Origin of the sequence: Streptomyces sp. NBC_01260 (assembly GCF_036226405.1) — a bacterium.
GTDB classification, from domain to species: Bacteria; Actinomycetota; Actinomycetes; order Streptomycetales; family Streptomycetaceae; genus Streptomyces; species Streptomyces laculatispora.
Map to the genome: position 1 here is coordinate 3,631,999 of NZ_CP108464.1, position 24,631 is coordinate 3,656,629.

The following is a 24,631-nucleotide window of genomic DNA, read 5'->3' on the forward strand; positions in this document are numbered from 1 at the left end:
ATTGCGCGGCCCGCGGACCGCTACTCCGCGCTCTCCGCCGTCGTGGACTCCTGCGCTATGCGCCCCAGCACGCTCTCGGGGCTCGCGCCCGGCTCGACCGCCTCGCCGATGTTCTTCTTGATCGACTCGCTGGCCCGGGCCCAGGACGTCTTGCCGAACGGGTAGAACTGCGCGTTCGGCAGCGCGGCCAGGAACTTGTGCAGCGACTTGTACTTGGGGTCGGTCTCCATCGAGCCCGAGGCGCTGTCGGTGACCGGCAGCATGTCGTACGTGTCGGCGAAGTCGATGACGTTCTTGTCGCTGAACATGAAGTCGAAGAACTTGCCTGTCTCGACCCGGTGCTTGTTCTGCTTGAAGCCCATGATCCAGTCGGCGACGCCCATCGAGCTGCTGGTGGGCCCGGAGACGGCGGGCAGCGGCACCATGCCGACGTCCACGCCCTGCTTCTGGGCCTCCTGCATCAGCGTCGGATGGCCGTTGAGCATGCCGACCTCACCCTTGGTGAACGCCGCGAAGGCCTTGCCGCGGTTGAGGTCACCGGGGGCGACGGGGCCGACGAGCCCCTTGTCGACGAGGTTCGACTTCAGCCAGTCGAACGTCTTGATGTTCTCGGCCGAGTCGATGTTGTACGAGCCGACGTCGTCGGTGTAGCCGCCGCCGCCGCTGAGCAGCCACATCAGCGTCTCGGCCTGGGACTCCTCCTGGCCCAGCGGCAGCGCGAACGGATACTTCACGCCGTGTGCCTTGAGCGCGGCGGCGTCGCCCGCGATGTCGCTCCAGGTCTTCGGGGCGTCGAGGCCCGACTGGCTGAAGAGCTTCTTGTTGTAGAAGAGCAGCCGGGTGCTGGCCACGAACGGCAGCCCGTACTGGACCTGGTTGACCCGGCCCGCGTCCGCGAGGACGGGCAGGAAGTTCGCCTGGGTGCGGACGCTGAGCATCTGGTCGGCGGAGTAGAGCTTCCCGGCCTTGGCGTAGTCCGCGTACGCGCCGATCTGCGCGATGTCGGGGGCCTTTCCGGCCTTCACCATCTGGGCGACCTTGCGGTCGACATCCGTCCACGGGAGGACGGTCACCTCGACCTTGATGCCGGGGTGGGACGCCTCGAAGCCCCTGGCGACGCCGTCCCAGTACGTGTCGGACTTGTTCGCCTCGCCGGTGCCGTAGTCGGCCGCGACCAGCTTCAGCGTGACGTCGCCCCCGTCACTGTCGCCGCCGCAGCCCGACAGCGTTGCCGTCATCCCCAGAGCGGCGACAGCCGCCGTCAGTCCCAAGTAACGCCGCTGCACAGCCCAGTCCGTCCTCGTCGATCACGCCATCCGCGGCATCCACGTCTGCGTGGGGCGCTCCGGATGAGCTGCGATTTTCCCCCATCGCTTCCGATGAGGTCTACACCACCCCGGTATCGCTTCGGCAACGCGGCAGCATTGCACGGGACGCGGAGTGACTGCTAAGTAGGTCTCGGTCAACCAGGGCCGGACACAAGGCCCTTAATGGTCCAGGCCATATAACCGCACGCGTGCGGTGCCGCTGTGCCGCCCCGCTTCCGCCCACGCCGCAAGGAGCCGTACCGCATGTCCCGTACCGCATCAGAAATTGCCACCCAGCCCAGCTGCTGGCGGCGTGCCGCCCAGGCGGGCGCGGTGGCCGAGGGGCTGCCGCGTCCGGGCGAGCGGGTCGCCGTCACCGGGTGCGGAACCTCCTGGTTCATGGCCATCGCCTACGCGGCGCTGCGCGAGGCGGCCGGGCAGGGCGAGACGGACGCGTACGCCTCGTCGGAGTTCCCGGCCGGGCGGTCCTACGACCGGGTCGTGGCGATCACCCGCTCCGGCACCACGAGCGAGGTGCTGGCCCTGCTGGGCGAACTGCGCGGCCGGACCCCCACGGTCGCGCTGACCGCCGACCCGAAGACGCCGGTCATGGACGCCGCCGACACGGTGGCCGTACTGGACTGGGCCGACGAGGAGTCGGTCGTGCAGACCCGGTTCGCCACCACCGCGCTCGCCTTCCTGCGGGCCGGGCTGGAGGCGGCCGGCCCGCTCCCGGCGGGCGTGAAGACGGTCACCGAGGCAGCCGTCGACGCGGAGCTGGCGGTGACCGAGCCGTTGGACGAGGCGGTGGTCTCGGCCGAGCAGTGGACGTTCCTGGGGCGCGGCTGGACCTACGGCCTGGCGCAGGAGGCCGGGCTGAAGATGCGCGAGGCGGCGGGCGCCTGGACGGAGTCGTACCCCGCGATGGAATACCGCCACGGCCCGATCGCGATCACCGGCCCGAACCGGGTGGCGTGGGTGTTCGGCGCACTGCCCGAGGGCCTGGCGGGCGAGGTCGCGGGGGTCGGCGGAACGCTCGTCGCCCACACGGCCGCCGACCCGATGGCCGACCTGATCCGGGCCCAGCGGCTCGCGGTGGCGCTCGCGGAGTCGAAGGGGTACGACCCGGACCACCCGCGCAACCTGTCGCGCAGCGTGATCCTGCCGGGCTAGAGCGGCGTGTCCGCGGGCCCATCGGTCACGGGCGCTGTCGGCGGATTGCGTGCGGATGCCGGCGGATTGCCGCCGGGTTACGGTCCCGATTTTGTATGGATGCGCAACAAACACCGATAGTGGACTAGACCTTTTGGGGTTCGTCGGGCGAAACTGTTCCCCGTGAAACACGTCATCGCCCTCGATGTGGGCGGCACCGGAATGAAGGCCGCACTGGTCGGGGCCGATGGCGCCCTGCTCTACGAGGCACGGCGCGCGACCGGCAGAGAGCGCGGCCCCGACGCCGTCGTGGAGTCGATCCTCGCCTTCGCGGCGGATCTGCGCGCGTACGGCGTCGAGCACTTCGGCGAGAGCGCCGTCGCGGCCGGTGTCGCCGTGCCCGGCATCGTCGACGCCGCGAACGGGATCGCGCTCTACTCCGCGAACCTGGGCTGGAGCGACGTACCCATGCGCCGGCTGCTCGGCGAACGGCTCGGCGGCGTCCCCGTCGCCCTCGGCCACGACGTCAGGACCGGCGGGCTCGCCGAGGGCCGGATCGGAGCGGGCCGGGGCGCGGACCGCTTCGTGTTCATCCCGCTGGGCACCGGCATCGCCGGGGCCATCGGCATCGCGGGCACCATCGAGGAGGGCGCCCACGGCTCGGCGGGCGAGATCGGCCACATCGTGATCCGGCCGGACGGCCCGGACTGCAGCTGCGGCCAGCGCGGCTGTCTGGAGACGCTGGCCTCCGCGGCCGCCGTCAGCCGGGCCTGGGCCGCCGCCTCCGGCGACCCGAAGGCCGACGCCGCGGACTGCGCCAAGGCCGTGGAGTCGGGCGACCCGGCGGCCCTGGCGGTCTGGCACGACGCCGTCGACGCCCTCGCCGCCGGACTGGTCACCGCGCTCACCCTGCTGGACCCCCGCACTCTCATCATCGGTGGCGGTCTCGCCGAGGCGGGGGAAACCTTGTTCACACCACTGCGTGCGGCCGTCGAGGAACGCGTCACGTTCCAAAAGCTGCCCCACATCGTCCCGGCGGCCCTCGGGGACACCGCCGGATGCCTGGGCGCAGGGCTGCTCGCCTGGGATCTTCTCTCCACGGAGGTATCCGCCTGATGGCCGGACGCGCAGACAGCACAGTTCTCGCAGGTGCCCGGGTGGTACTGCCCACCGGCACCGTCGAGAACGGCCGGGTGATCATCGAGGGCACCCGCATCGCCGGCAGTCCGGCGCAGGACGCCCGGACCGTCGACCTGTCCGGCCACTGGATCGTCCCCGGCTTCGTGGACATGCACAACCACGGCGGAGGCGGCGCCTCCTTCACCTCCGGCACCGTGGACGACGTCCTCACCGGCGTCCGCACCCACCGCGAGCACGGCACCACCACCCTGGTCGCCTCCACCGTCACCGGCGAGATGGACTTCCTCGCCGAACGGGCCGGCGTCCTCTCCGAGCTGGTCGAACAGGGCGACCTGGCCGGCATCCACTTCGAGGGCCCCTTCATCTCGCCGTGCCGCAAGGGCGCGCACAGCGAGGGCCTGCTGCGCCACCCGGACCCGGCCGAGGTCCGCAAGCTGATGGACGCCGCCCGCGGCACCGCGAAGATGTTCACGCTCGCCACCGAACTGCCCGGCGGCATCGAGTCCGTACGGCTGCTCGCCGAGCACGGCGTCATCGCCGCGATCGGGCACACCGACGCCACGTACGAGCAGACCGTCGAGGCGATCGACGCGGGCGCCACCGTCGCCACGCACCTCTACAACGCGATGCCGCCCATCGGCCACCGCGCGCCCGGCCCGATCGCCGCCCTCCTGGAGGACGAGCGGATCACGGTCGAGCTGATCAACGACGGCACGCACCTGCACCCGGCCGCCCTGCAACTGGCCTACCACCACGCGGGCGCCCACCGCGTCGCCCTGATCACCGACGCCATGGACGCGGCCGGGTTCGGCGACGGCCAGTACCAGCTGGGCCCGCTCGCCGTCGAGGTCAAGGACGGCGTCGCCCGGCTCGTCGAGGGCGGCTCCATCGCCGGCTCCACGCTCACCCTGGACACCGCCTTCCACCGGGCCGTCACCATCGACCGCATCCCGGTCGGCGACGTGGTGCAGTCCATCTCCGCCAACCCGGCCCGGCTGCTCGGTGTGTACGACCGGGTCGGCTCGCTGGAACCGGGCAAGGACGCCGACCTGGTGGTCCTGGACGCCGACTTCACGCTCAAGGGCGTCATGCGCAAGGGCGAGTGGATCAGCCGGCCGGTGCCCGCGGCCGTGTGAGGACCGCACCTTGAGAACCGCGGAGCGGATACGTAACGAAGAGACGGCGGTTGTTCCCGAGGTCTGGGCCGGCCGCCGGCTCTTTGGCATGATCGTTCGCGAAACAATCAGGGAAAGCGCGTTCTGCCAAGGCATCCGCGCTCAGCACGGATCGAGGGGGTGGCCGAGGTGATCCTCACGGTCACGCTGAACACGGCACTCGACCTGACGTACGGCGTCGCGGCCCTCGTCCCGCACTCCAGCCACCGGGTCAGCGATCTCTCCGAGCGCCCCGGCGGCAAGGGCATCAACGTCGCCCGGGTGGTCACCGCCCTCGGCCACGACAGCGTCGTCACCGGCTTCGCCGGAGGCGCCACCGGCTCCGTACTGCGGGAACTGCTCGCGGCCCTCCCGCCGGGCACCGCGACCCTCACCGACGCACTCGTCCCGGTGGCCGGCGACACCCGCCGCACCCTGGCCGTCGCCGACCGGGCCACCGGCGACACCACCCAGTTCAACGAACCCGGCCCCCACATCACCGCCGCCGAGTGGACCGCCTTCCTCCGCTCGTACGAGGAACTGCTGACCGGCGCCGACGCGGTCGCCCTGTGCGGCAGCCTGCCCCCGGGCATACACGTCGGCGCCTACGCCGAACTGATCCGGCCGGCCCGTGCCGCGGGCGTCCCCGTACTCCTGGACACCAGCGGCGAACCGCTGCGCCGGGGCATCGCCGCCCGCCCCGACCTCATCAAGCCGAACGCCGACGAGCTCGCCCAGCTCACCGGCTCCCGCGACCCCCTGCGCGCCACCCGCGACGCCCGCCGCCGCGGTGCGCACGCGGTGATCGCCTCGCTGGGCCCGGACGGGATGCTGGCGGTCACGCCCGACGGCAGCTGGCAGGCGTCCCCGCCGGCCCCCGTGAAGGGCAACCCGACCGGGGCGGGCGACTCCGCGGTGGCCGGACTGCTGTCCGGCCTCGTCGAGGGCCTGAGCTGGCCGGACCGGCTGCGACGGGCGGTGGCACTGTCAACGGCGACCGTGCTGGCCCCCACCGCCGGTGACTTCGACCGCGCGGCCTACGAGGAGCTGCTGCCGCGCGTCGCCATCGAGGAACACGCACCCGCGGCCTGAGCGCCGCACCGCACCGGGCCCGTCCGGCGGGTCCGAGGAAGCAACAGAGGTCAGCATGCCGCTCGTCAGCACCGGTGAACTCGTCTCCGCCGCCCAGGCAGAGGGACGCGGAATCGCCGCCTTCAACGTCATCACGCTGGAACACGCGGAGGCCATCGCCACCGGTGCGGAGCGCGCGGGGGCCCCCGCCATCCTCCAGATCTCCGAGAACGCCGTGAAGTTCCACGGCGGCCGGCTCTCCGCCATCGCGGCCGCGGCCGCCGCCGTCGCCCGCACCTCCGCCGCCCCGCTCGCCCTCCACCTCGACCACGTCGAGTCCGTGGAGCTGCTGCACCAGGCATCCGGCGAGGGCTTCGGCTCGGTGATGTTCGACGCCTCCAAGCTGAGCTACGAGGACAACGTCCGGGCCACCGCCGAAGCCGTCGCCTGGGGCCACGAGCGCGGTATCTGGATCGAGGCCGAACTCGGCAAGGTCGGCGGCAAGGAGGGCGAGGCCCCGCTCGACGCCCACGCCCCCGGCGTCCGCACCGACCCGGCCGAGGCCGCCGCGTACGTCGCCGCCACCGGCGTGGACGCGCTGGCCGTCGCCGTCGGCTCCTCGCACGCGATGACCGAGCGCACCGCCGCCCTGGACCACGCCCTGATCGGCCGGCTGCGCGACGCCGTCCCCGTCCCGCTGGTGCTGCACGGCTCCAGCGGCGTCCCGGACGACGAGATCCGCCAGGCCGTCGCCTCCTCCGGCATGGTCAAGATCAACGTGGGCACGGCGCTGAACACCGCGTTCACCGGAGCCGTCCGGGCCCACCTGGCCGAGAACACCACGGGCGTGGACCCGCGCAAGTACCTCGCCCCCGGCCGCGAGGCCATGGCCGCGGTGATCAGCCACTTCCTGGGGCTTGTGTCCGGCGCCGCACGCTGACCCGGACCAACGGCTGACCGCGGGTGGCCGGATCTCTCCGCTGTCGTCAGACCCGGTGTTCTGATCTGGGGTGTCCCGCTGGTCCTGACACCGCAGTCGCGGGCCATCGAAACGGGCCCCGTCCCACGCACTCGGCGTGGGGCGGGGCCCGCTGTTTCCGGCAGTCAGCACACGCCCCGCGGAGACGGAGACGCGTCGGGAGAACTCAGTCCTTCGCGGGTGTGACCTCGACCCAGTCGAGGATCACGTCGCACTGGTTTCCGTCCTGGCACGAAATGCTGATCTCGTTCTCGCCATTCGTCAGGCTGACCGGCGCCCAGGTGGTCTGCCAGTTCTTCTCCCAGTTCGAGTCCGAGGAGCCGATGAAGTTCTTGAGCCCGATCGGCTGGGAGTTCGGCTTCCCGTTGACCGTCAGCGTGGCGTTGGCGTCCTTGGCGGGGATCGCGTAGCGGACCGTCAGGCGGTACGAACCGCCGGCGTGCAGGTTCGCCGTCCACGTCACGGACGAGCCGACCGCGTTGAAGCCGGTGACATACGACCCGTTGGGGCCTTCCGCACCGCCGATGGCCTTGTCGATGGTGGCCGTGCCGCCGAGCTTCAGCGACGCCGCGTCCTGCTTCGGGAGCTCGGCGGGGGCCTCGGAGCTGGCGGAATTCTGCGGCTTCGGCGACTCCTGCACCTCACCGGCCGCGCCGGAGGAGGACGTCGCCTCCTCCTTCTTCTTGTCCTTGCCGCCGTCGCCCGTCATCAGCGCGGCGCCGATGCCGATGAGCACGACCGCGACCACCGCGACCGCACCGATCAACAGGCCCTTGGTGTTGGGGCCGCCCTTGCCGGGACCGCCGTTGCCCCGGCCGCCCTGGTGCGGGACCTGCGTGGTGGGAGCGCCGGGGTACGTCTCCGGGGCCGCGTACTGCGCGTTCGGCTGCCCGTACTGCCCCTGGGGCTGTCCGTACTGGGCGTTCTGCGCCTGCGGGTAGCCGTACGCCCCCTGCTGCCCGTACTGACGCTCGCCGACGGTCCGCACCTGGTTGTAAGAGGTCCGCGGCACGCCGGGCTGCGCGGCGGGACCCGGGTAGCCGTAGCCTCCCTGACCCGGCGGCTGTGCGCCGGCCGCTCGCCCGTCCTCGTAGAGGTAGCCGAACGGGTCGTCGTCCTCGGGTGTGCTCGCGCCGTTGTTCCCGGCCATCCCTGGGTCACTCCTCACCATGTCGTCGGCCCTCGCCGTATGCCGTCAGTCCTCGCCGACCGGCCGAGCCTACCCCGAACAGACCTCGCCAGGAGTTGCCGGAGGTGCGGCGGGAACCGGGGTGGGGTAAGCGCACAACACGTCGGCAAACGTCACCCGGCCCTGCGGTGAACCTTCGACCTGGACCGCTTCTCGACGTACATCCGCTGGTCGGCGGAGCGCAGTACCTCTTCGGCGGTCATGCCGCAGGCGGCCCACCCGATGCCGAAACTCGCCCCGACGCGCACCGCCCGGCCGTCGACCCGAATCGGCGGAATGATGGCGTTACGCAGGCGTACGGCCAGGTCCGCGGCGTCTGCGGACCCCAGCCCGTCCGCGAGAACGACGAATTCGTCACCCCCGAGCCGGGCGACGGTGTCACCGTCGCGGACACAGGTGGTGAGCCGGCGGGCGACCTCGATGAGAACCGCGTCACCCGTGTGGTGGCCGAAGCGGTCGTTGATCGACTTGAAGCCGTCCAGGTCGCAGAAGAGCACCGCGAGCCCCTTCGCCCCGTCGTCCTGCACGGTGTCGGGTGCGACGGAGTGCACATGGTGGTCGTAGGGGCCGACGCCCGCCGCCGCGTCGAATCCGTCGACGGGGAAGCCGTGCACCCGGGCCTCGTCCACATCGCCGTACGCCGCGTCCAGCGCCTGCACATCCGTGGACGCCACCGCGTGCGGGCGCTCGCAGAGCCGGGCGCTGAGCCGGGAGCGCAGCTCCGCACTGTTGGGCAGACCGGTGAGCGCGTCGTGCGAGGCGCGGTGCGCGAGGTTCAGCTCGTGGCGCTTGCGCTCCTCTATGTCCTCGACATGGGTGAGCAGGAAGCGCGGCCCGTCCGCGGTGTCCGCGACGACGGAGTTGCGCAGCGAGACCCAGAGGTAGGTGCCGTCCCGACGGCCCAGCCGCAGCTCGGCGCGGCCGCCCTCGGCGGAGGTACGGAGCAGGGTGCCGATGTCCTCGGGGTGGACCAGGTCGGCGAAGGAGTAGCGGCGCAGCACCGAGGCGGGGCGGCCGAGCAGCCGGCACAGGGCGTCGTTGGTGCGCAGCAGCCGCCCGTGCTGGTCGCCGCCCATCTCCGCGATGGCCATGCCGCTGGGGGCGTACTCGAAGGCCTGGCGGAATGATTCCTCGCTGGCCCGCAGCGCCTGCTGTTCACGCTCCAGGCGGACCAGGGCGCGCTGCATGTTGGCCCGGAGCCTGGCGTTGCTGATGGCGATGGCCGACTGGGACGCGTACATCTGGAGCGCCTCGCGGCCCCAGGCGCCGGGGCGGCGGCCGTTGCGGGGGCGGTCGACGGATAGGACGCCGAGGAGGTCGAGGCCGCCGCCGGAGGCGTACATCGGGGCGTAGAGCCGGTCCTGCGGGTGCCACTCGTCCTCGAAGCGGGGCTCGGGGCCCTCGGTGTGCCACTGCGGGACGTCGTCGTCGAGGAGGACCCAGCCGTCGGTGTGCGGTATGAAGCGGAGCTCGTCCCATATCTCACCCATGGCCAGCCGGCGCTCCCAGGAGGTGCGGGAGCCGACGCGGCCGGTGATCAGTGCCTCGGCGGCGCTGTTGCCGGCGAAGGCGGCGACCACGAGATCACCGTCGGGACGGACGAGGTTGACGCAGGCCAGCTCGTAGCCGAGACCGGCGACGATTCCATCGGCCACGGTCTGCAGCGTGTCGGCCAGGCTCCGCGCCGTGTTGAGATCGGCCACGGCCTGGTGCAGCTGCCGCATCGTCGCAAGACGGACGTACGGCTCCGACTCGGCCTCCATCGCTCGCACTCCCCGAGACCTCGACAGCACTCCAGGTTTCATATCGGTGTACTTGACGTACTTACTGCAGTGTCACGGCCACTGAATCACAGTGAGCTGTGCACCCGGTACACAGGGTCAACAAATATTGCGCTCTGTGAGCCAAGTCACAACAGATGGTAAAGGATTTCAGCCGGTCCTAGGACCTGGCTGGTCCCCTGGCCCGATGCGCCGGGCCGCCGCGCACGGCTAGCGTGCCCGGTGTGTTGCAGACGAAGCCCCCCACCCCGCGTTCCGAGCCCATCCCCCATGCTGAGGGGGTGAGCAACGACGAGTTCCGCGGCGCCCTCGCCCGACTGGCCGCCGGTGTGGTGCTGATCACCGCGCAGGAGCCGCCGCTCGACGAGCACGGACGCGGCGAGGACGTCGGCATGACCGCGACCGCGTTCATGTCGGTCTCGATGGACCCGCCCCTGGTCATGGTGAGCCTGCGCAACGACTCACGGATGGACGACTTGTTGGCGGAACAGCCGCTGTGGGCCGTCTCGGTCCTGTCGGAGAGCCAGCGGCACATCGCCGGACGGTTCGCCATGAAGGGCCGGATCAGCGACCGGCTGCTGTTCGAGGACATCCCCTGTGTACGCGGGGAGATCACCGGAGCGCCGCTGGCCGGGGGCGCGCTCGCCACCCTGGAGTGCCGCACGGAGCAGCGTGTCCTGGCGGGTGATCACACGCTGGTGATCGGACGGGTGCTCACTGCGCGGCTGCCGAGCGAGGACGGCGGCCCGCTGACGTACTTCCGCGGGCGCTACCGGCAGCTGGGCTGACACCGGGCGCTGCCGGCGGCCGGTTTGACGGCGGGGGTGACGGCAGGGGGCGCCGCACCGGGCCGGCCGCGGGCGGGCGCCGCACCTGGCCGGCCGCGGGCGGGCGCCGCACCTGGCCGGCCGCGGATGCCCCGTTCACCAGTCGCGGCCCGAGCGGCCGCGCTTGGTGTCGCCGCGCTGCTTCTTCTCGCGCAGCCTGCGCTCGTTGATGCCGCGCGGGATCTTGCGCTTGACGCGCGGCTTGGGGGGCGGCGCCGTGGCCTCGGCCAGCAGGGCGGTGAGCCGTACGACGGCCGTCTCGCGGTTGCGCCACTGCGAGCGGTGCTCCGAGGACCGTACCGACACCACGCCGTTGACCAGCCGGTTCGCCAGCCGCTCCAGCGCGCGCTCCTTCCACACCTCGGGCAGCGACTCGGTCGCCGCGAGGTCGAAGCGGAGCTCCACCTGGGAGTCGCTGGTGTTGACGTGCTGCCCGCCTGGCCCTGAGGACCGCGAGAAACGCCACATGAGCTCGGCCTCCGGCAGGGAGACCGCACCGCGGATGACATAGGGCCCGGACATGACACCCATGTTCCCCGGCCCACCGGGTGTTCGTCACCTTCTTTAGCCGCACCACCGGTTCTCCGGCCGCGTCCCGCCATCAGTTCGGTAAAGAAAGCAAAGGCGGAAGGAACCTCCCGGTCCCCTGCCTGCGTTATGAGGGGTGACGGTAGCTTCGTGACGACACGAAGCCCGCAGACGACAGATGAAAGGGACTTCCCATGGCAGTAAGCCTGTCCAAGGGCGGCAACGTCTCCCTCACCAAGGAGGCCCCCGGCCTCACCGCCGTCACGGTCGGCCTCGGCTGGGACGTCCGGACCACCACCGGCACGGATTTCGACCTCGACGCCTCCGCGATCGCGGTCAACGCCGCCGGGAAGGTCTTCTCCGACGGCCACTTCGTCTTCTTCAACAACAAGGCGACGCCGGACCAGACCATCGTGCACACCGGTGACAACGTCACGGGCGAGGGCGAGGGCGACGACGAGCAGATCAACGTCAACCTGGCGGGCCTGCCGGCCGACATCGACAAGATCGTCTTCCCGGTGTCGATCTACGATGCCGAGACCCGCAGCCAGAACTTCGGCCAGGTGCGCAACGCGTACATCCGCATCCTCAACCAGGCCGGCGGCGCCGAGATCGCCCGCTACGACCTGAGCGAGGACGCCGCCACCGAGACCGCCATGGTCTTCGGCGAGCTGTACCGCAACGGCGCCGAGTGGAAGTTCCGTGCCGTCGGCCAGGGCTACGCCTCCGGCCTGCGCGGCATCGCCCAGGACTTCGGCGTCACTCTCTGACGCTCCGTCCTTCCGCTTCACCGGAGCCCCCGGCCGATCGTCCTGCGGCCGGGGGCTCCCGCGCGTCCGCGTACCACTGACCGCTCCCAACGGGGCGAACGACACGCGGTGTTGCACAAGTGAGGGAAGTCCGCCGGATAGCGGACACGGACGTACCCCAGTCGGACAAGAACTGGTCAAAGAATTGTGAGGTAATTGTTAGTACACCGTCAATGTCGGTCATTCAGTGGCACGCTCTCCGCTCGTAACCCCCCACGGAACGAGCAACGGAGAACCCATGACCCCCCACATGAACACCCGTCGCGCAGCAGCCCTGGCCGCCGTGGCCGCGATGGTCGTCGTCGGAGTACAGACCGGAACGGCGAACGCCGGGCCGGCCGCCCCCAACGACGGTTCCTCCGCCTCTCCCCGCACCTCCTCGCCCGCCTTCAGCAGCGCCTCGGCGCGCACGGCGGCCATCAAGTCGGCCCAGACCGACGCCTCTTCGACCGCCGGCTCGCTCGGGCTCGGCGGCAAGGAGAAGCTGATCGCCCGTGACGTGATCAAGGACGCCAAGGGCACGGTCCACACCCGCTACGAGCGCACCTACGCCGGACTGCCCGTCATCGGCGGCGACCTGGTCACCCACACCGCGAGCAACGGCAAGCTCAAGAGCGTCACCAAGGCGACCGACGCCAGGATATCCGTGCCGTCCACGACGGCGAAGATCAAGACCGCGGCCGCCGCCCGCAAGGTGATCTGGGCGGGCAGCGGCAAGCCCGTCCTCGCGTTCGAGTCCGTGAAGACCGGAGTGCAGAAGGACGGCACGCCCAGCCGCCGCCACATCATCACGGACGCCACCACCGGCAAGACGCTGCACAGCTACGAAGCGGTCGAGACGGCCGGCGTCGGCAACAGCCAGTACAGCGGCAAGGTCGACCTGTCCACCACCGCCTCCGGTTCCGGCTTCGAGCTGACCGACGGCGACCGCGGCGGCCACAAGACGTACGACCTGAACCAGGGCGAGAGCGGCACCGGCGACCTGGTCACCGACGACGACAACACGTGGGGCGACGGCACCGGCAACGACCGCCAGACCGCCGCGGTCGACGCCCACTACGGCGCCGCGAAGACCTGGGACTTCTACAAGACGGCGCTCGGCCGCGACGGCATCGCGGGCGACGGCAAGGCCGCCTACTCCCGGGTCCACTACGGCGACGCGTACGTCAACGCGTTCTGGGACGACAGCTGCTTCTGCATGACGTACGGCGACGGCGCCGACAACAAGAGCGCCCTCACCGGCCTCGACGTCGCCGGCCACGAGATGAGCCACGGGCTGACCGCGTCGACCGCCAACCTCGACTACGTCGGCGAGTCCGGCGGCCTCAACGAGGCGACCAGCGACATCTTCGGCACCGCGGTGGAGTTCTTCGCCGACAACGCCACCGACGTCGGCGACTACCTCATCGGCGAGAAGATCGACATCAACGGCGACGGCAGCCCGCTGCGCTACATGGACCAGCCGAGCAAGGACGGCGGCTCGGCCGACTACTGGGACAGCAGCGTCGGTGACCTGGACGTGCACTACTCGTCCGGTGTCGCCAACCACTTCTTCTACCTGCTGGCCGAGGGCAGCGGCGCGAAGACCATCAACGGAGTCGACTACGACTCCCCGACCTCCGACGGCTCCACGGTCACCGGCATCGGCCGGGACAAGGCCATCCAGATCTGGTACAAGGCCCTCTCCGAGTACATGACCTCGTCCACCGACTACGCGGCCGCCCGCACGGCGACCGAGAAGGCGGCGACCGACCTGTACGGGGCGGACAGCGCCGAGCTGAAGGCCGTCGACGCCGCCTGGAGCGGTGTCAACGTGAAGTAGCGCCCACCGCGTTGCTCCCGGGAGCCGGTCAGCCGTCCGCGGCGGGCCGGCTCCCGCCGTACAGCCAGGTCTTCCACAGCTCCGTCAGATCCTTGCCGGTCGCCTTCTCGACGTAGGCGGTGAAGTCCGCCGTCGTGGCGTTGCCGTGCCGGTGGGCCTTCGTCCAGCCCGCGAGCAGCGCGAAGAACCGCTCGTCGTCGTCCACGGCCTCGCGGATCTTGTGGATCACCATGGCGCCCCGCCCGTACACCGGCGGGTCCGAGATGTTGGCGGGGGCCGGCGGATCGGCCGGCGGGAAGGCCCAGTTGTCGTCGTCCTTGTAGGCCTCGTCGAACGACTGCTGGGCCGGGGTGTCCTCCTTCTCCTCCTCCCACAGCCACTCCGCGTAGGTCGCCAGACCCTCGTTGAGCCACATGTCCTGCCAGCTCTCGGGCGTGACCGAGTCACCGAACCACTGGTGCGCCATCTCGTGGACGAGCAGCCCGACGCTCGGCGGCCCGGGGAAGAACGGCCGGTTCTGCGTCTCCAGCGCGTACCCGGCGTCCCCCTTTCGCTCGACGATCGCGCCCGTGGCGGAGAACGGGTACGGGCCGAAGTGCGCGGCCTCCCACTTCACCACCTCGGGAACCCGGGCCACCGTCCGCGCACTCGCCTTCGCCGACACCGGGTCCACGGCGGTGAACACCGTGATGCCGCCCGCCATGGTCGACGTCTTCGTCTCGAACCGGCCGACGGCCAGCGTCGCGAGATAGCTCGCCATCGGTTCGGCGGTGTGCCAGCGGTACGTGGTGCGGCCCCCGGCCGTCCTGGGCGGACCGGCCGGCACACCGTTGGAGACCGCTGTCAGCCCCTTGGCAACGGTGACCGTCAGGTCGTACGTGGCCTTGTCGCTCGGGTGGTTGTTGCCCGGGAACCACGCCATCGAGCCGGTCGGTTCGCCCAGCGCCACCGCTCCGTCGGCGGTCGGCAGCCAGCCCTCCTTCGAACCGTCCGGGTCCTTGATGGTCTGCGGGGAGCCGGAGTAGCGCACGACCGTACGGAAGGTCAGGCCCCGGCGGAGCCGGTCCTGGACCTTGATGTCCGGACGCAGCGTCAGCTCGTCGCCCGCCCGGTTGACGGCGGCGGGGCGCCCCTCCACCGTGGCCGACTCCACCGTCAGCCCGGCCAGATCGAGGTTGAACGAGCTGAGGTCCTGGGTGGCGCGCGCGGTGATCTCGGCGGTGCCGCGCAGCGTCTTCGCGTCCTGGCCGACATCGAGCGTGAGGGCGTAGTGCGTGACGTCGTAGCCGCCGTTGCCCAGCTTGGGGAAGTACGGATCGCGCACCCCGGAGGCGCCCGGGGTGCCGTCCACGCCACCGGCACTCGCGCTGCAGCCGGGGGCGAGGACCGCCAGGGCGAGCAGCAGGACGGCGGTCCTCGCCCTGCGAGGGGTGGCCCTGCGGGGCGCGGCCACGCGAGGCGTTGCCCTGTGGGGCGTTGCCCTGTGGGGCGTGCGTGCCGTGCCGCGTGCGGGGAAGCGTTCCGGGGAGCGTTGATCCACGCCGATGATCCTATGTGCGGAATGTCGGAGTGCGGGGATGCCGGACGCCTGAATCGGTTCCGTGCCCCGGCTCCGGTCCCGCCCGCGTCAGAGCACCGCGACGCCAACCGGCCGGTCCCCGGCCACCGGCCGGACCGGGAGTGCCGGGGGCCGGGAGTGCCGGGGGCCGGGGGTACCGAGGCCGGGGGTACCGGCGCGTGCGGCGTCCAGCGGCTGATGATCGAGGGCGTTCAGGTCCGTCCCCCGTGGTTCGGTGCGACTACCTGGCGAGGGCGGCGGCGCCGGCCCGCGCGAACTTCTCGTCGAGGTCGCCGCTGGGCGCGCCGGCCACCCCGATGCCGGCCACCGGAGCGCCCTTGACCTGCACCGGGGCGCCGCCCGCGAGGAACAGCGTGCCAGGGATGTCCTTCAGGTTCGGGGTCTGGTCGAGCCGCTTGGCCAGCTCGGACGTGGGAGCGTTCCAGGACACGGCGGTGTACGCCTTCTTCACCGCCGACTCGTACGCCTGCGGGCCCGCGCCGTCGCCGCGCAGGGTGACGACGGTGTTGCCGTTGCGGTCGACGACGGACACGGCCACGCGCTGGTGCTCCTTCTCCGCCGCGTCCAGGGCCGCCCGAGCGGCCTTCGACGCGGCGTCCACGGTCAGGTGCGTGGACTGCTGGAGGTTCCGGTCCGCGGTGTCCGCCCGGACGGCGGTGGCGGGCGCGGCGGCGGGGGCGGAGGCGTTCGCGGACACGGCGCCGAGGGTGCCGGCCCCGAGGGCCGCGGCGGCGACAGTGCCGGTCAGGACACGGGTGCGCAGCGACATCTTCGTCAGGTTCTTCATGGTGGGCTCCTCAGCGGGACAGCGGGGGTTCCTGCGTTCTGTGTTCCATCCTTGGGCCGGTTCCGGGGCCGTACGGTCGGCGTACCGGCTCGACACCGCACGCGGGACGGCTGACGGCCCCATCGGCCGATCGGTTGATGCGGGGGCGGCCGATCAGGGTGACGATGGAGTGTCCGCGCAGGTCAGCAGCGGTCTCCGGACAGGGGCCCGCGGTGAGGAGCAGGGGTACCAGGTGGAGCAGCGAACCCCGTCGGCACGTGGCGCGGGGTGGGCCGCCGACGCGGACACCCGTGGTCTCGCCCTGCTCATGCACGCCGCGTTCTTCCTACTCCTGGGCGCCTCGCTGAGCCGGTTCCTGCTGCGCCACCCCGGCGAGGCCCGCACCCCGTGGATCATCGGGCTGTCCGTAGCCCTGGCCGCCCTGTACGTGATCGGCCCGGTGCTCGGCTCCCGCCCGACGCCGCGCAGCCTGCTCTGGCTGGGGGCGCTGGTCGCCGTGTGGATGGTGCTGGTCGTCCTCGCGCCGAGCTTCGCGTGGTGCGCGGTCCCGCTCTTCTACACCGGGCTGCGCATCCTGCCGCCGCGCGCCGCGCTCGCCCTGGTCGCGCTGCTCACCCTGTTCGTCGTCGCCGCGCAACTGCGGCTGGCCGACGGCTTCGACCCGAACCTGGTCCTCGCCCCGCCCGCCGTCGCGGCCGTCGCGACCGCCGTCTTCGTCCACACGCAACGGCAGGCCGCACGCCAGGACGAACTCATCGGCGACCTGCTGCGCACCCGCCGCGAGCTGGCCGCCACCGAACGGCGCGAAGGCACCCTCGCCGAACGCCAGCGGCTCTCCATGGAGATCCACGACACCCTCGCCCAGGGCCTGTCCAGCCAGCAGATGCTGCTCCAGGCCGCCGACCGCACCTGGGACACCGACCCGGCGACCGCCCGCCGCCACATCCGTACCGCCACCGGCATCGCGGAACGCAACCTCGCCGAGGCCCGCCGCTTCGTCCACGACCTGGCCCCCGCCGACCTGGCCGAGGGCGGCGGGCTGGACGCGGCGCTGCACGCACTCGCCGCCCGCGAGACCGCGCAGGCACAGGGCCGGCCGACCGTCCGCTGCCACGTCGAGGGCGCACCCCACGCCGCGCTGCCCGACCGGGTGCAGTCCGCGCTGCTGCGGATCGCCCAGGGCGCACTGGCCAACGTGACCGAGCACGCGGACGCCACCGAGGCCGCCCTGACCCTCACCCACCTCGACGACCGGATCGTCCTCGACATCGCCGACAACGGCCACGGCTTCGCCCCCGCCGCGCACACCGGAGCGCCGGGCGGCGTACGCGGTCACGGGCTGCCCGCGATGCGCGCCCGGCTGCGTCAGCTCGGCGGCAGCCTCACCATCGAATCCGCACCCGGCGAAGGCACCGTGGTGACCGCCGCCGTCCCCCTCACCGACGGACCCGCCGCCCTCACCCCCCAGGACCCCGCATGACCGCCGCGCAGCCGCCCGTCCGCATCCTGCTCTGCGACGACCACGCCGTCGTACGCGCCGGACTCCTCGCCCTCCTCGGCAGCGAACCCGACATCGAGGTCGTCGGCGAGGCGGGCAGCGGCGAGGAGGCCGTCGCCCTGGCCGGCCGGCTCACCCCCGACGTCGTCCTGATGGACCTCCAGCTGGGCGAGGGCATCGACGGCGTCGAGGCCACCCGCCGCATCACCGCAACCGCCGGTGGCACCTCAGCCGCCACCGCCGGTGGCGCGTCCAGTGCCGCGTCCGGTCCCCACGTCCTGGTCCTCACCACGTACGACACGGACGCCGACATCACCCGCGCCATCGGGGCGGGCGCCACCGGCTACCTGCTGAAGGCCGAACGCCCGGAGGAGCTCTTCGCCGCGATCCGCTCGGCCGCCCAGGGCCGCACCACGCTCTCCCCGCCCGTCGCCAGCCGCGTCATGGCCCGTATGCGCAGGCCGCTGCCCACCCTCACCGACCGCGAACGCGACATCCTCGGCCAGCTCTCCCGGGGCCTGGGCAACCGCGACATCGCCCGCGCCCTGTTCATCAGCGAGGCCACCGTCAAGACCCATCTGGGCCGGATCTACGACAAACTCGGCGTCGACACCCGGGCCGGAGCCGTCTCCGTCGCGAAGGAACAACGGCTGCTGCCCTGACGGCCCGTTCCGCGCGGCTCCGCGCAGCCGGCCCGCGCGGAACAGGGCAACGATCCGCTGGTGCGGGAGCGACACGCCGGGCATGACACCATCGAACCGTGCTCGACATCGGCTACTCCCTCTCCCGACGCTTCCCCGATCCCCCGCAGACCGACTACCGCCGAGCGGACGTCCGCTCCCTGCGCCACGATCTGTTCTCCGGGGACGTCTACCTCGCGGACACCAAGGAGGACCGCGAAGTATCCACAGGCTGGGGATGGGTACCGGTGCTCGACTTCGCCTGGGCCCTGTGCGACATCGTCGAACAGATCGACCGCGACCCCCGCGGCAACCGCTCGCACCGCCGCCAGTTCGCCGAACTCGACTTCACCGAGTCGTCCGACCGGATGCTCTTCGAGCGCCGCTTCGGCTGGGTCGACGTCGAGGCCGACTGGATGCCCGCGGAGGAAGCACCGCTCACCTTCAACCACTCCCTGCTGCGCCGCGAGGCCCGCGACTTCCTGCACGACCTGATCGCCGACCTCGCCGACATGCACGAAGGCCTCGCCGACAACCCGGCGATCTGGGACCTCCAGGCCCGCTTCCCCCGCCTCTGACCCCAGCCTCCCAGCCCCGTCTCGCAGCCCCCGCCTCCGAGCGGGCGCCTCCGAGCGGGCCCGAAGGCCAGGGCCCGGCCCTCACGCCTCCACCCGCACCCCGATCTGCGCCGCGAACGCCGGAGCCAGCTCCATCAGCTGCGACGGGCTGATCACCGCACCCGCCAGCCGCTCCACCCCGCGCGCGATATCCAGCTCCGCGACCGTCCGCAGATCCACCGACTCCATCCGCACCGCACTGAAATCGGCCCGCTTCAGCACACAGTCCCGGAACTCCACCCGGTCCAGCTGCGCGCCCCCGAAATCCGGCTCGGACAGCACACAGCCCTCGAACACCACATCCTTCAGCCGCGCCTTCCGCAGATTCAGGTAGTCGATCTTCCCGCCCCGCACCAGCACCCGCTCCAGCACCGCACCGTGCAGTTGCACCCCGCCCAGGCGCGCGTCCACGATCTCCACGTCCCGCAGCGACGCCCCGGCGAGATCCGTGCCCACCCCCCGTACCCCCGTCAGCACCGAATCGATGAAACGGGCCCTGACCAGCTCCGTACGGTCCAGAGCGCAGCCATCCAGCGCACAGTCCATGAACCGGGCCCCCGGACCCGACTCGTCCGCCAGATCCACGGACTCGAAGCGCACCCCGTCGTAATCCCCGTCCGGCTCCAGCCCCCCGCCGCCGTACGGCTCCAGCGGCGGCAGCCTCACCTCCGGACGCCGCGCCACCGCGACCCCGTCCTTACCGCCCCGGCCCCTGCCGCTTCCCTGACCACTACCGCTGCTGCGCACCATCCCCCCATCGTGACGCACCCCACTGACAACGCCCCGCCGCCGATGTCACACCCGGCCTCCCGCCGCCCGTCATGTACCCAAAGACACCTCCAGCGAAGGAGACCGGGACCATGCAGCGCATCCACATCATCGGCGGCGGCCTCGCCGGATTCACCGCAGCCATCACCGCGGCCGAATCCGGCGCCCTGGTGACCGTCCACGAGGCCCACCACACCCTCGGCGGACGCGCCAGGACCGCCGAAGGCCCGTACCGCACCAACGAGGGACCGCACGCCCTCTACCGCCGCGGCCCCCACTGGAGCTGGCTCGACCGGCGCAACCTCCTCGGCCCCACCACCACCGTCCCTCCCCTCGAAGCCGCCCGGCTCCGCTTCCGCCACCGCTCCACCCTGCGCCGCACCCCGCCCCTCGCCCTCCTCCGGCTCAGCCGCCGCAGCGCCGCACAGGCCCCCGTCGACACCGACTTCCGCACCTGGGCCACCGCACAGATCGGCGAGGACGGCGCCCGCACGGCCGCGCACTACACCGCCGTCGCCCTCTTCCACCACGACCCCGGCAGCCTCTCCGCGGCCTTCGTCCAGGAACGGCTGCACCGCGCCGGCGCACTGCCGCCCGAAGCCCGCTACCCCATCGGCGGCTGGGCCCAGATCATCGACCGGATGGCGTCCCGCGCCTGGAACCTCAGCGTCCGCATCGAGACCGCGAGCCGCATCGACTCCGCCGCCCTCGGCACCCTCGCCCGCACCGGCCCGGTCGTCGTCGCCACCTCCCTCGACGCCGCCCGCACCCTCCTCGGCGACCCGGCACTCACCTGGGCCTCCGGCCGCACCGCCCTCATCGACCTCGCCCTGCGCACCCGCCGCGGCGACGCGTTCGCCGTGTCCGACCTCGACGCCCCCGGCTGGATCGAACGGTTCACCGCCCAGGACCGCACCCTCGCCCCCCACGGGGAACAACTCCTCCAAGGACAGTTCCCCATCGCCCCCGACGCGTCCCGGGCCACCGGAACCGCCCGCGCCGAAGAACTCCTCGACCTCGGCTACCCCGGCTGGCGCGAGCGCACCGTCTGGCGCCGCGACGCCCTCGCCACCGGCCGCACCGGCGCGGTCGACCACCCCGGCACCACCTGGCGCGACCGGCCCGCCATCGACCGCGGCAACGGCATCTACCTCGCGGGCGACCAGGTCGCCGCCCCCGGCCTGCTCAGCGAGGTCTCCTTCACCAGCGGCATCAAAGCAGCCCTCCTCGCCCTCAAGGCCACCGAGAACCACACCGAGCCCAGCGCCCCACGCCTCTGACCGCCGACCGCCGACCGCCGACCCGACCGGGTGGCTAACGCCCGCCCAGCTCCGCCAGCGCCCCGTCCGTCAGCCGGTACACCGTCCACTCGTCCTGCGGCCGCGCACCCAGCGCCTCGTAGAACGCGATCGACGGAGCGTTCCAGTTCAGCACCGACCACTCGAGCCGCTCATAGCCACGCTCCACACAGATCCGCGCCAGCTCCCCCAGCAACGCCTTCCCGTGCCCGCCGCCCCGCCGCTCCGGACGCACATACAGATCCTCCAGATAGATACCGTGCACCCCACGCCAGGTGGAGAAGTTCAGGAACCACAACGCGAAGCCCACCACCTCACCGTCCTCGTCGGACTCGGCGATGTGCGCGAACGCCGCGGGCCGCTCACCGAACAGCGCCTCACGCAACTGCTCCTCGGTGGCATTCGCCTCGTGCAGCGCCTTCTCGTAATCGGCCAACTCACGGACCATCGCGTGAAGGGCAGGGACATCAGCAGCGGTAGCGGTACGAATCATGAGGGCAGCGTAAGCAGCACCGCGCCGCGCACTACGCCCGGCCCAGCAACCGCCGCGCGATCTCGGCCTGCTCCGGCGCCAGCCGCCGCGCACCGTCCTCGGCACCCCAGCACGCGTTCTGCAGCACCCGCCCGAGCGTCCACGCCCGCGCCCGCCCCCGGTCCAGCCCCAGCGCCCCCGTCAGCAGATCGAACCGCCACCCCACCGTCCCCGCGTCGAAGCGGTCGGCCAGCGCCGGAAGCAGCTCGAACCCCGGATCACCGGCCAGCGGCTTCGGATCGATCGCCACCCACCGCACCGCCTGCCCCGTCGGCCCGCCCCGCCCGGCCAGCACATTGCCGAAGTGCAGGTCCCAGTGCAGCAACCGGTCCCCCGGCTCCCCCGCCACCTCTCGCACCGCCGCGGCGCAGTCCGCCAGCAGCCGCCGCTCCCCCTCGTCCACCAGCAGCCCCGCCGCGCCCGGCGCCGCCGCCAGCATCCGCGCCGACACCTCGCCCAGCCCCCGCAAACCGCCCCCCGCCGGAGCCCGCACCGCCGTCAGCCCCGCCAGCAACTCCGCGACGACCCGCACCGCTTCCCGCACATCGGCCGTACCCGACAGCGGACGATGCCCGTCCAGCCGCTCCAGCAGCATCGTCCCCGTCGCCGGGTCGTGGTCCAGCAGCTCCACCGCACCCGCCGACGCCTCACCCCACACCCGCAGCGCGAGCGGCTCCCCCGCCGTCTCCACGTCCACCGCCTGCAACTTCAGCGCGGCCGGGCGCCCGTCCGCCACCCGCACCACCGGAAGCACCAGCGCACACACCCCGTACAACGCCTCGCCGTCCCGGCGCAGCCCCCACCGCTCCAGGAACTCCGCGGACATCCCCGGCAACGCGGCGAGAAACGCCCGCCCGGCCTCACCGTTGTACTTGGACTGAGTGGCGATCAGCGCATCCGGAATGTCAATCACGCCCCCGATCGTAGGAGCGTGCGTCAATCGGCTATGACCCCGAGCCATCCCGCCCCGCCCACGCGGCCCCGCCCCGCACCCGTCACGTGGCTCCGCGGCGCCGGCTCATGGATCCGCAGCGCCCCCGGCACCTACATCTGGCTGACGGCCCTCTTCATCACCACCGTCATCGTCCACCAGATGTCACCGGACTTCGAGGAGGACTTCCTCCGCCAGCGCTCCACCAACATCCACGAACTGTCCCAGGACCCCGTACGCGTCCTGATCAACAGCGCCTTCTGGATCGACGGCGGCGAGTGGCTCCCCTACGCCGTCCTCTACACCGTCTTCCACGCCCCCGCCGAACGCCGCCTCGGCACCCTGCGCTGGCTCGCCGTCGCCGCCGCCGCCCACATCCTCGCCACCTTCGTCAGCGAAGGCGTGCTGGCCTGGGCCATCCGGCACGGCCACGCACCCGCGACCGCCGCCAACACCCTGGACGTCGGCGTCAGCTACGCACTCGCCGGCGTCGTCGCCGTCCTCACCTACTACATCCCGCACCCCTGGCGGTACGTGTACCTCTTCGCCGTCCTCGTCATCTACGGCATCCCCCTCGTCACCAGCGCCACCTTCACCGACATCGGCCACTTCACCGCCGTGCTCATCGGCCTCGCCTGCTACCCACTGACCCGGCACCACCGCCACGAGACGAAACCGGCCCCTGCCCAGTAACGTCCAGCCGAACAGAGCACCGCACTCCACAGCCGGCCAGACAGCCAGCCAGTCACACGGACAGCAGGGGCAACATGAGTACCGTCAGCACCGTCAACGGCGGCATATCCTTCTGGTACGCGGACCAGGGCACCCCCACCCCCCGCGAACCTCTGCCCGGCGACGCCACCGCCGACGTCTGCATCGTCGGCGGCGGATACACCGGACTCTGGACGGCGTACTACCTCAAGAAGGCCGTCCCCTTCCTCAACATCACCGTCCTGGAAGCCAAGTTCTGCGGCTACGGCGCCTCCGGGCGCAACGGCGGCTGGCTCTACAACGGCATCGCCGGCCGCGACCGCTACGCGAAGCTCCACGGCCACGAGGCGGCCGTCCGCCTCCAGCAGTCGATGAACGACACCGTCGCCGAGGTCATCCGCGTCGCCGACGAGGAGAAGATCGACGCGGACATCCACCGGGGCGGCGTCCTGGAAGTCGCCTGCACCCCGGCCCAGCTCGCCCGCCTGAAGGACTTCCACTCCGCCGAGATCGCCTTCGGCGAGACCGACCGCACCCTGCACGGCGCCCGCGAGACCGCCGAACGCGTCCGCGTCACCGGAGCCGTCGGCTCCACCTGGACCCCGCACGGCGCCCGCCTGCACCCCGCCAAACTCGTCAAGGGCCTCGCCGACGTCGTGGAGGCCCTCGGCGTCACCCTCCACGAGTCGACCCCCGTCACCGAGATCAAGCCCAAACACGCCATCACCCCGTACGGCACGGTCCGCGCCCCCTACGTACTGCGCTGCACCGAAGGCTTCACGGCGGGCATCAAGGGCCAGAAGCGCACCTGGCTCCCGATGAACTCCTCCATGATCGTCACCGAGCCCCTCCCCGCCTCCCTCTGGGACACCATCGGCTGGAACGGCCGCGAAACCCTCGGCGACATGGCCCACGCCTACCTGTACGCCCAGCGCACCGCCGACGACCGCATCGCCCTGGGCGGCCGCGGCATCCCCTACCGCTACGGCTCGGCCACCGACAACGACGGCCGCACCCAGCCCGCCACCATCGAGGCCCTGCGCGACCTGCTCGTCCGCCTCTTCCCCACCACCGCGGGCACCCGCATCGCCCACGCCTGGTCCGGCGTCCTCGGCGTCCCCCGCGACTGGTGCGCCACCGTCACCCTGGACCGCTCCACCGGCCTCGGCTGGGCGGGCGGCTACGTCGGCTCCGGCGTCGCCACCACCAACCTCGCCGCCCGCACCCTGCGCGACCTGATCCAACAGGACTCCGGCCAGTCCGGCCCCACCGAACTAACCACCCTGCCCTGGGTCAACCACAAGGTCCGCCGCTGGGAACCGGAACCCCTGCGCTGGCTCGGCGTCCACGGCATGTACGCCGCCTACCGCGCCGCCGACCGCCGCGAACTCACCTCACCCCGCGCGGGCACCGACCCGATCGCGAAGATCGCGGACCGGCTGGCGGGGCGGCACTGACCGCTGGGAACGGC

General features: G+C 71.9%; 23 protein-coding genes. 14 read left to right on the top strand and 9 right to left on the bottom strand.

Annotated elements, in window-relative coordinates; all coding sequences use genetic code 11:
* Positions 1 to 20 precede the first annotated feature (20 nt).
* Positions 21 to 1,238: an extracellular solute-binding protein gene (locus OG322_RS15985; RefSeq protein WP_164494372.1), complete on the bottom strand. Its 1,218-nt coding sequence runs from the start codon at positions 1,236 to 1,238 to the stop codon at positions 21 to 23.
* Between the two features lie 333 nt (positions 1,239 to 1,571).
* Here OG322_RS15985 and OG322_RS15990 point away from each other — a divergent pair, with 333 nt between their 5' ends.
* From OG322_RS15990 to OG322_RS16010, 5 genes are all read left to right on the top strand, one after another.
* Entirely contained in the window at positions 1,572 to 2,480 is a 909-nt protein-coding gene (locus OG322_RS15990) for an SIS domain-containing protein (protein ID WP_123460754.1), read from the top strand.
* 162 nt (positions 2,481 to 2,642) lie between these two features.
* On the top strand, positions 2,643 to 3,575 hold the full coding sequence (locus OG322_RS15995) for an ROK family protein (RefSeq protein ID WP_123460753.1): 933 nt from the start codon (positions 2,643 to 2,645) through the stop codon (positions 3,573 to 3,575).
* Positions 3,575 to 4,735 (top strand): N-acetylglucosamine-6-phosphate deacetylase, encoded by a 1,161-nt coding sequence (nagA, locus tag OG322_RS16000; protein WP_123460752.1) that lies wholly within the window; start codon positions 3,575 to 3,577, stop codon positions 4,733 to 4,735. The genes OG322_RS15995 and nagA overlap by 1 nt, the downstream gene beginning before the upstream one ends.
* A 168-nt stretch (positions 4,736 to 4,903) precedes the next feature.
* Complete coding sequence (locus OG322_RS16005) at positions 4,904 to 5,845, top strand: 1-phosphofructokinase family hexose kinase (protein ID WP_124285257.1); 942 nt, start codon at positions 4,904 to 4,906, stop codon at positions 5,843 to 5,845.
* Between the two features lie 55 nt (positions 5,846 to 5,900).
* Complete coding sequence (locus OG322_RS16010) at positions 5,901 to 6,764, top strand: class II fructose-bisphosphate aldolase (protein ID WP_123460751.1); 864 nt, start codon at positions 5,901 to 5,903, stop codon at positions 6,762 to 6,764.
* A 205-nt stretch (positions 6,765 to 6,969) separates the two neighbouring features.
* On the opposite strand, the gene OG322_RS16015 is transcribed toward OG322_RS16010, so the two are convergent.
* Both OG322_RS16015 and cdgB read right to left on the bottom strand, forming a co-directional pair.
* Positions 6,970 to 7,953 carry a CBM35 domain-containing protein gene (locus tag OG322_RS16015; RefSeq protein ID WP_123460750.1) on the bottom strand — a complete coding sequence of 328 codons (984 nt, stop codon included), beginning with the start codon at positions 7,951 to 7,953 and terminating at the stop codon, positions 6,970 to 6,972.
* Between the two features lie 152 nt (positions 7,954 to 8,105).
* Entirely contained in the window at positions 8,106 to 9,755 is a 1,650-nt protein-coding gene (gene cdgB, locus OG322_RS16020; protein ID WP_123460749.1) for a diguanylate cyclase CdgB, read from the bottom strand.
* A 299-nt stretch (positions 9,756 to 10,054) separates the two neighbouring features.
* Here cdgB and OG322_RS16025 point away from each other — a divergent pair, with 299 nt between their 5' ends.
* The gene (locus OG322_RS16025; RefSeq protein ID WP_123460748.1) at positions 10,055 to 10,561 is read left to right on the top strand and encodes a flavin reductase family protein; all 507 of its coding nucleotides are present in this window, start codon (positions 10,055 to 10,057) and stop codon (positions 10,559 to 10,561) included.
* 135 nt (positions 10,562 to 10,696) lie between these two features.
* Here the strand turns inward: OG322_RS16025 and arfB are convergent, their stop codons facing one another.
* Positions 10,697 to 11,131: an alternative ribosome rescue aminoacyl-tRNA hydrolase ArfB gene (gene arfB / locus OG322_RS16030; RefSeq protein WP_123460747.1), complete on the bottom strand. Its 435-nt coding sequence runs from the start codon at positions 11,129 to 11,131 to the stop codon at positions 10,697 to 10,699.
* Positions 11,132 to 11,322: 191 nt separating this feature from the next.
* Here arfB and OG322_RS16035 point away from each other — a divergent pair, with 191 nt between their 5' ends.
* Positions 11,323 to 11,898: a TerD family protein gene (locus OG322_RS16035; RefSeq protein ID WP_123460746.1), complete on the top strand. Its 576-nt coding sequence runs from the start codon at positions 11,323 to 11,325 to the stop codon at positions 11,896 to 11,898.
* Positions 11,899 to 12,175: 277 nt separating this feature from the next.
* Positions 12,176 to 13,759, top strand: a complete 1,584-nt coding sequence (locus tag OG322_RS16040) for a M4 family metallopeptidase (protein ID WP_124284657.1) — start codon at positions 12,176 to 12,178, stop codon at positions 13,757 to 13,759.
* Positions 13,760 to 13,787: 28 nt separating this feature from the next.
* Here the strand turns inward: OG322_RS16040 and OG322_RS16045 are convergent, their stop codons facing one another.
* Both OG322_RS16045 and OG322_RS16050 read right to left on the bottom strand, forming a co-directional pair.
* Positions 13,788 to 15,212 carry a M1 family metallopeptidase gene (locus tag OG322_RS16045; RefSeq protein ID WP_124284656.1) on the bottom strand — a complete coding sequence of 475 codons (1,425 nt, stop codon included), beginning with the start codon at positions 15,210 to 15,212 and terminating at the stop codon, positions 13,788 to 13,790.
* Positions 15,213 to 15,558: 346 nt separating this feature from the next.
* Entirely contained in the window at positions 15,559 to 16,116 is a 558-nt protein-coding gene (locus tag OG322_RS16050) for a GlcG/HbpS family heme-binding protein (protein ID WP_123462254.1), read from the bottom strand.
* 241 nt (positions 16,117 to 16,357) lie between these two features.
* On the opposite strand from OG322_RS16050, the gene OG322_RS16055 reads away from it, so the two are divergent.
* The 3 genes from OG322_RS16055 (at position 16,358) to OG322_RS16065 (ending at position 18,881) form a co-directional block, all read left to right on the top strand.
* Positions 16,358 to 17,605, top strand: coding sequence for a sensor histidine kinase (locus tag OG322_RS16055; RefSeq protein WP_124284655.1), 1,248 nt, complete (start codon positions 16,358 to 16,360; stop codon positions 17,603 to 17,605).
* The gene (locus tag OG322_RS16060; protein WP_329306573.1) at positions 17,602 to 18,285 is read left to right on the top strand and encodes a response regulator transcription factor; all 684 of its coding nucleotides are present in this window, start codon (positions 17,602 to 17,604) and stop codon (positions 18,283 to 18,285) included. The genes OG322_RS16055 and OG322_RS16060 overlap by 4 nt, the downstream gene beginning before the upstream one ends.
* 98 nt (positions 18,286 to 18,383) lie before the next feature.
* Positions 18,384 to 18,881 (top strand): hypothetical protein, encoded by a 498-nt coding sequence (locus OG322_RS16065; RefSeq protein WP_123460741.1) that lies wholly within the window; start codon positions 18,384 to 18,386, stop codon positions 18,879 to 18,881.
* A gap of 81 nt (positions 18,882 to 18,962) precedes the next feature.
* On the opposite strand, the gene OG322_RS16070 is transcribed toward OG322_RS16065, so the two are convergent.
* A complete protein-coding gene (locus tag OG322_RS16070) occupies positions 18,963 to 19,670 on the bottom strand; it encodes a pentapeptide repeat-containing protein (RefSeq protein WP_185095346.1) in 708 nt (235 codons plus the stop codon).
* Positions 19,671 to 19,780: 110 nt separating this feature from the next.
* Between OG322_RS16070 and OG322_RS16075 the strand changes: the two genes are divergently transcribed.
* Positions 19,781 to 20,968 (top strand): NAD(P)-binding protein, encoded by a 1,188-nt coding sequence (locus OG322_RS16075; RefSeq protein WP_329306574.1) that lies wholly within the window; start codon positions 19,781 to 19,783, stop codon positions 20,966 to 20,968.
* Positions 20,969 to 21,002: 34 nt separating this feature from the next.
* Here OG322_RS16075 and OG322_RS16080 read toward each other — a convergent pair whose 3' ends face one another.
* Both OG322_RS16080 and OG322_RS16085 read right to left on the bottom strand, forming a co-directional pair.
* The gene (locus tag OG322_RS16080) at positions 21,003 to 21,479 is read right to left on the bottom strand and encodes a GNAT family N-acetyltransferase (RefSeq protein ID WP_124284653.1); all 477 of its coding nucleotides are present in this window, start codon (positions 21,477 to 21,479) and stop codon (positions 21,003 to 21,005) included.
* A gap of 31 nt (positions 21,480 to 21,510) precedes the next feature.
* Positions 21,511 to 22,479 carry an aminoglycoside phosphotransferase family protein gene (locus OG322_RS16085; protein WP_405700088.1) on the bottom strand — a complete coding sequence of 323 codons (969 nt, stop codon included), beginning with the start codon at positions 22,477 to 22,479 and terminating at the stop codon, positions 21,511 to 21,513.
* Between OG322_RS16085 and OG322_RS16090 the strand changes: the two genes are divergently transcribed.
* Complete coding sequence (locus OG322_RS16090; RefSeq protein ID WP_123460737.1) at positions 22,465 to 23,142, top strand: rhomboid-like protein; 678 nt, start codon at positions 22,465 to 22,467, stop codon at positions 23,140 to 23,142. The genes OG322_RS16085 and OG322_RS16090 overlap by 15 nt on opposite strands.
* A 74-nt stretch (positions 23,143 to 23,216) precedes the next feature.
* The gene (locus OG322_RS16095; protein ID WP_123460736.1) at positions 23,217 to 24,617 is read left to right on the top strand and encodes an NAD(P)/FAD-dependent oxidoreductase; all 1,401 of its coding nucleotides are present in this window, start codon (positions 23,217 to 23,219) and stop codon (positions 24,615 to 24,617) included.
* Positions 24,618 to 24,631 lie beyond the last annotated feature (14 nt).

Excerpts from the sequence above, each read along its gene's own strand:
- OG322_RS15985 (WP_164494372.1), bottom strand. The coding sequence starts at position 1,238 with ATGACGGCAACGCTGTCGGGCTGCGGCGGCGACAGTGACGGGGGCGAC.
- OG322_RS15990 (WP_123460754.1), top strand. The coding sequence starts at position 1,572 with ATGTCCCGTACCGCATCAGAAATTGCCACCCAGCCCAGCTGCTGGCGG.
- nagA (WP_123460752.1), top strand. The coding sequence starts at position 3,575 with ATGGCCGGACGCGCAGACAGCACAGTTCTCGCAGGTGCCCGGGTGGTA.
- OG322_RS16010 (WP_123460751.1), top strand. The coding sequence starts at position 5,901 with ATGCCGCTCGTCAGCACCGGTGAACTCGTCTCCGCCGCCCAGGCAGAG.
- OG322_RS16015 (WP_123460750.1), bottom strand. The coding sequence starts at position 7,953 with ATGGCCGGGAACAACGGCGCGAGCACACCCGAGGACGACGACCCGTTC.
- cdgB (WP_123460749.1), bottom strand. The coding sequence starts at position 9,755 with ATGGAGGCCGAGTCGGAGCCGTACGTCCGTCTTGCGACGATGCGGCAG.
- arfB (WP_123460747.1), bottom strand. The coding sequence starts at position 11,131 with ATGGGTGTCATGTCCGGGCCCTATGTCATCCGCGGTGCGGTCTCCCTG.
- OG322_RS16035 (WP_123460746.1), top strand. The coding sequence starts at position 11,323 with ATGGCAGTAAGCCTGTCCAAGGGCGGCAACGTCTCCCTCACCAAGGAG.
- OG322_RS16040 (WP_124284657.1), top strand. The coding sequence starts at position 12,176 with ATGACCCCCCACATGAACACCCGTCGCGCAGCAGCCCTGGCCGCCGTG.
- OG322_RS16060 (WP_329306573.1), top strand. The coding sequence starts at position 17,602 with ATGACCGCCGCGCAGCCGCCCGTCCGCATCCTGCTCTGCGACGACCAC.
- OG322_RS16070 (WP_185095346.1), bottom strand. The coding sequence starts at position 19,670 with ATGGTGCGCAGCAGCGGTAGTGGTCAGGGAAGCGGCAGGGGCCGGGGC.
- OG322_RS16075 (WP_329306574.1), top strand. The coding sequence starts at position 19,781 with ATGCAGCGCATCCACATCATCGGCGGCGGCCTCGCCGGATTCACCGCA.
- OG322_RS16080 (WP_124284653.1), bottom strand. The coding sequence starts at position 21,479 with ATGATTCGTACCGCTACCGCTGCTGATGTCCCTGCCCTTCACGCGATG.
- OG322_RS16090 (WP_123460737.1), top strand. The coding sequence starts at position 22,465 with ATGACCCCGAGCCATCCCGCCCCGCCCACGCGGCCCCGCCCCGCACCC.
- OG322_RS16085 (WP_405700088.1), bottom strand. The coding sequence starts at position 22,479 with ATGGCTCGGGGTCATAGCCGATTGACGCACGCTCCTACGATCGGGGGC.
- OG322_RS16095 (WP_123460736.1), top strand. The coding sequence starts at position 23,217 with ATGAGTACCGTCAGCACCGTCAACGGCGGCATATCCTTCTGGTACGCG.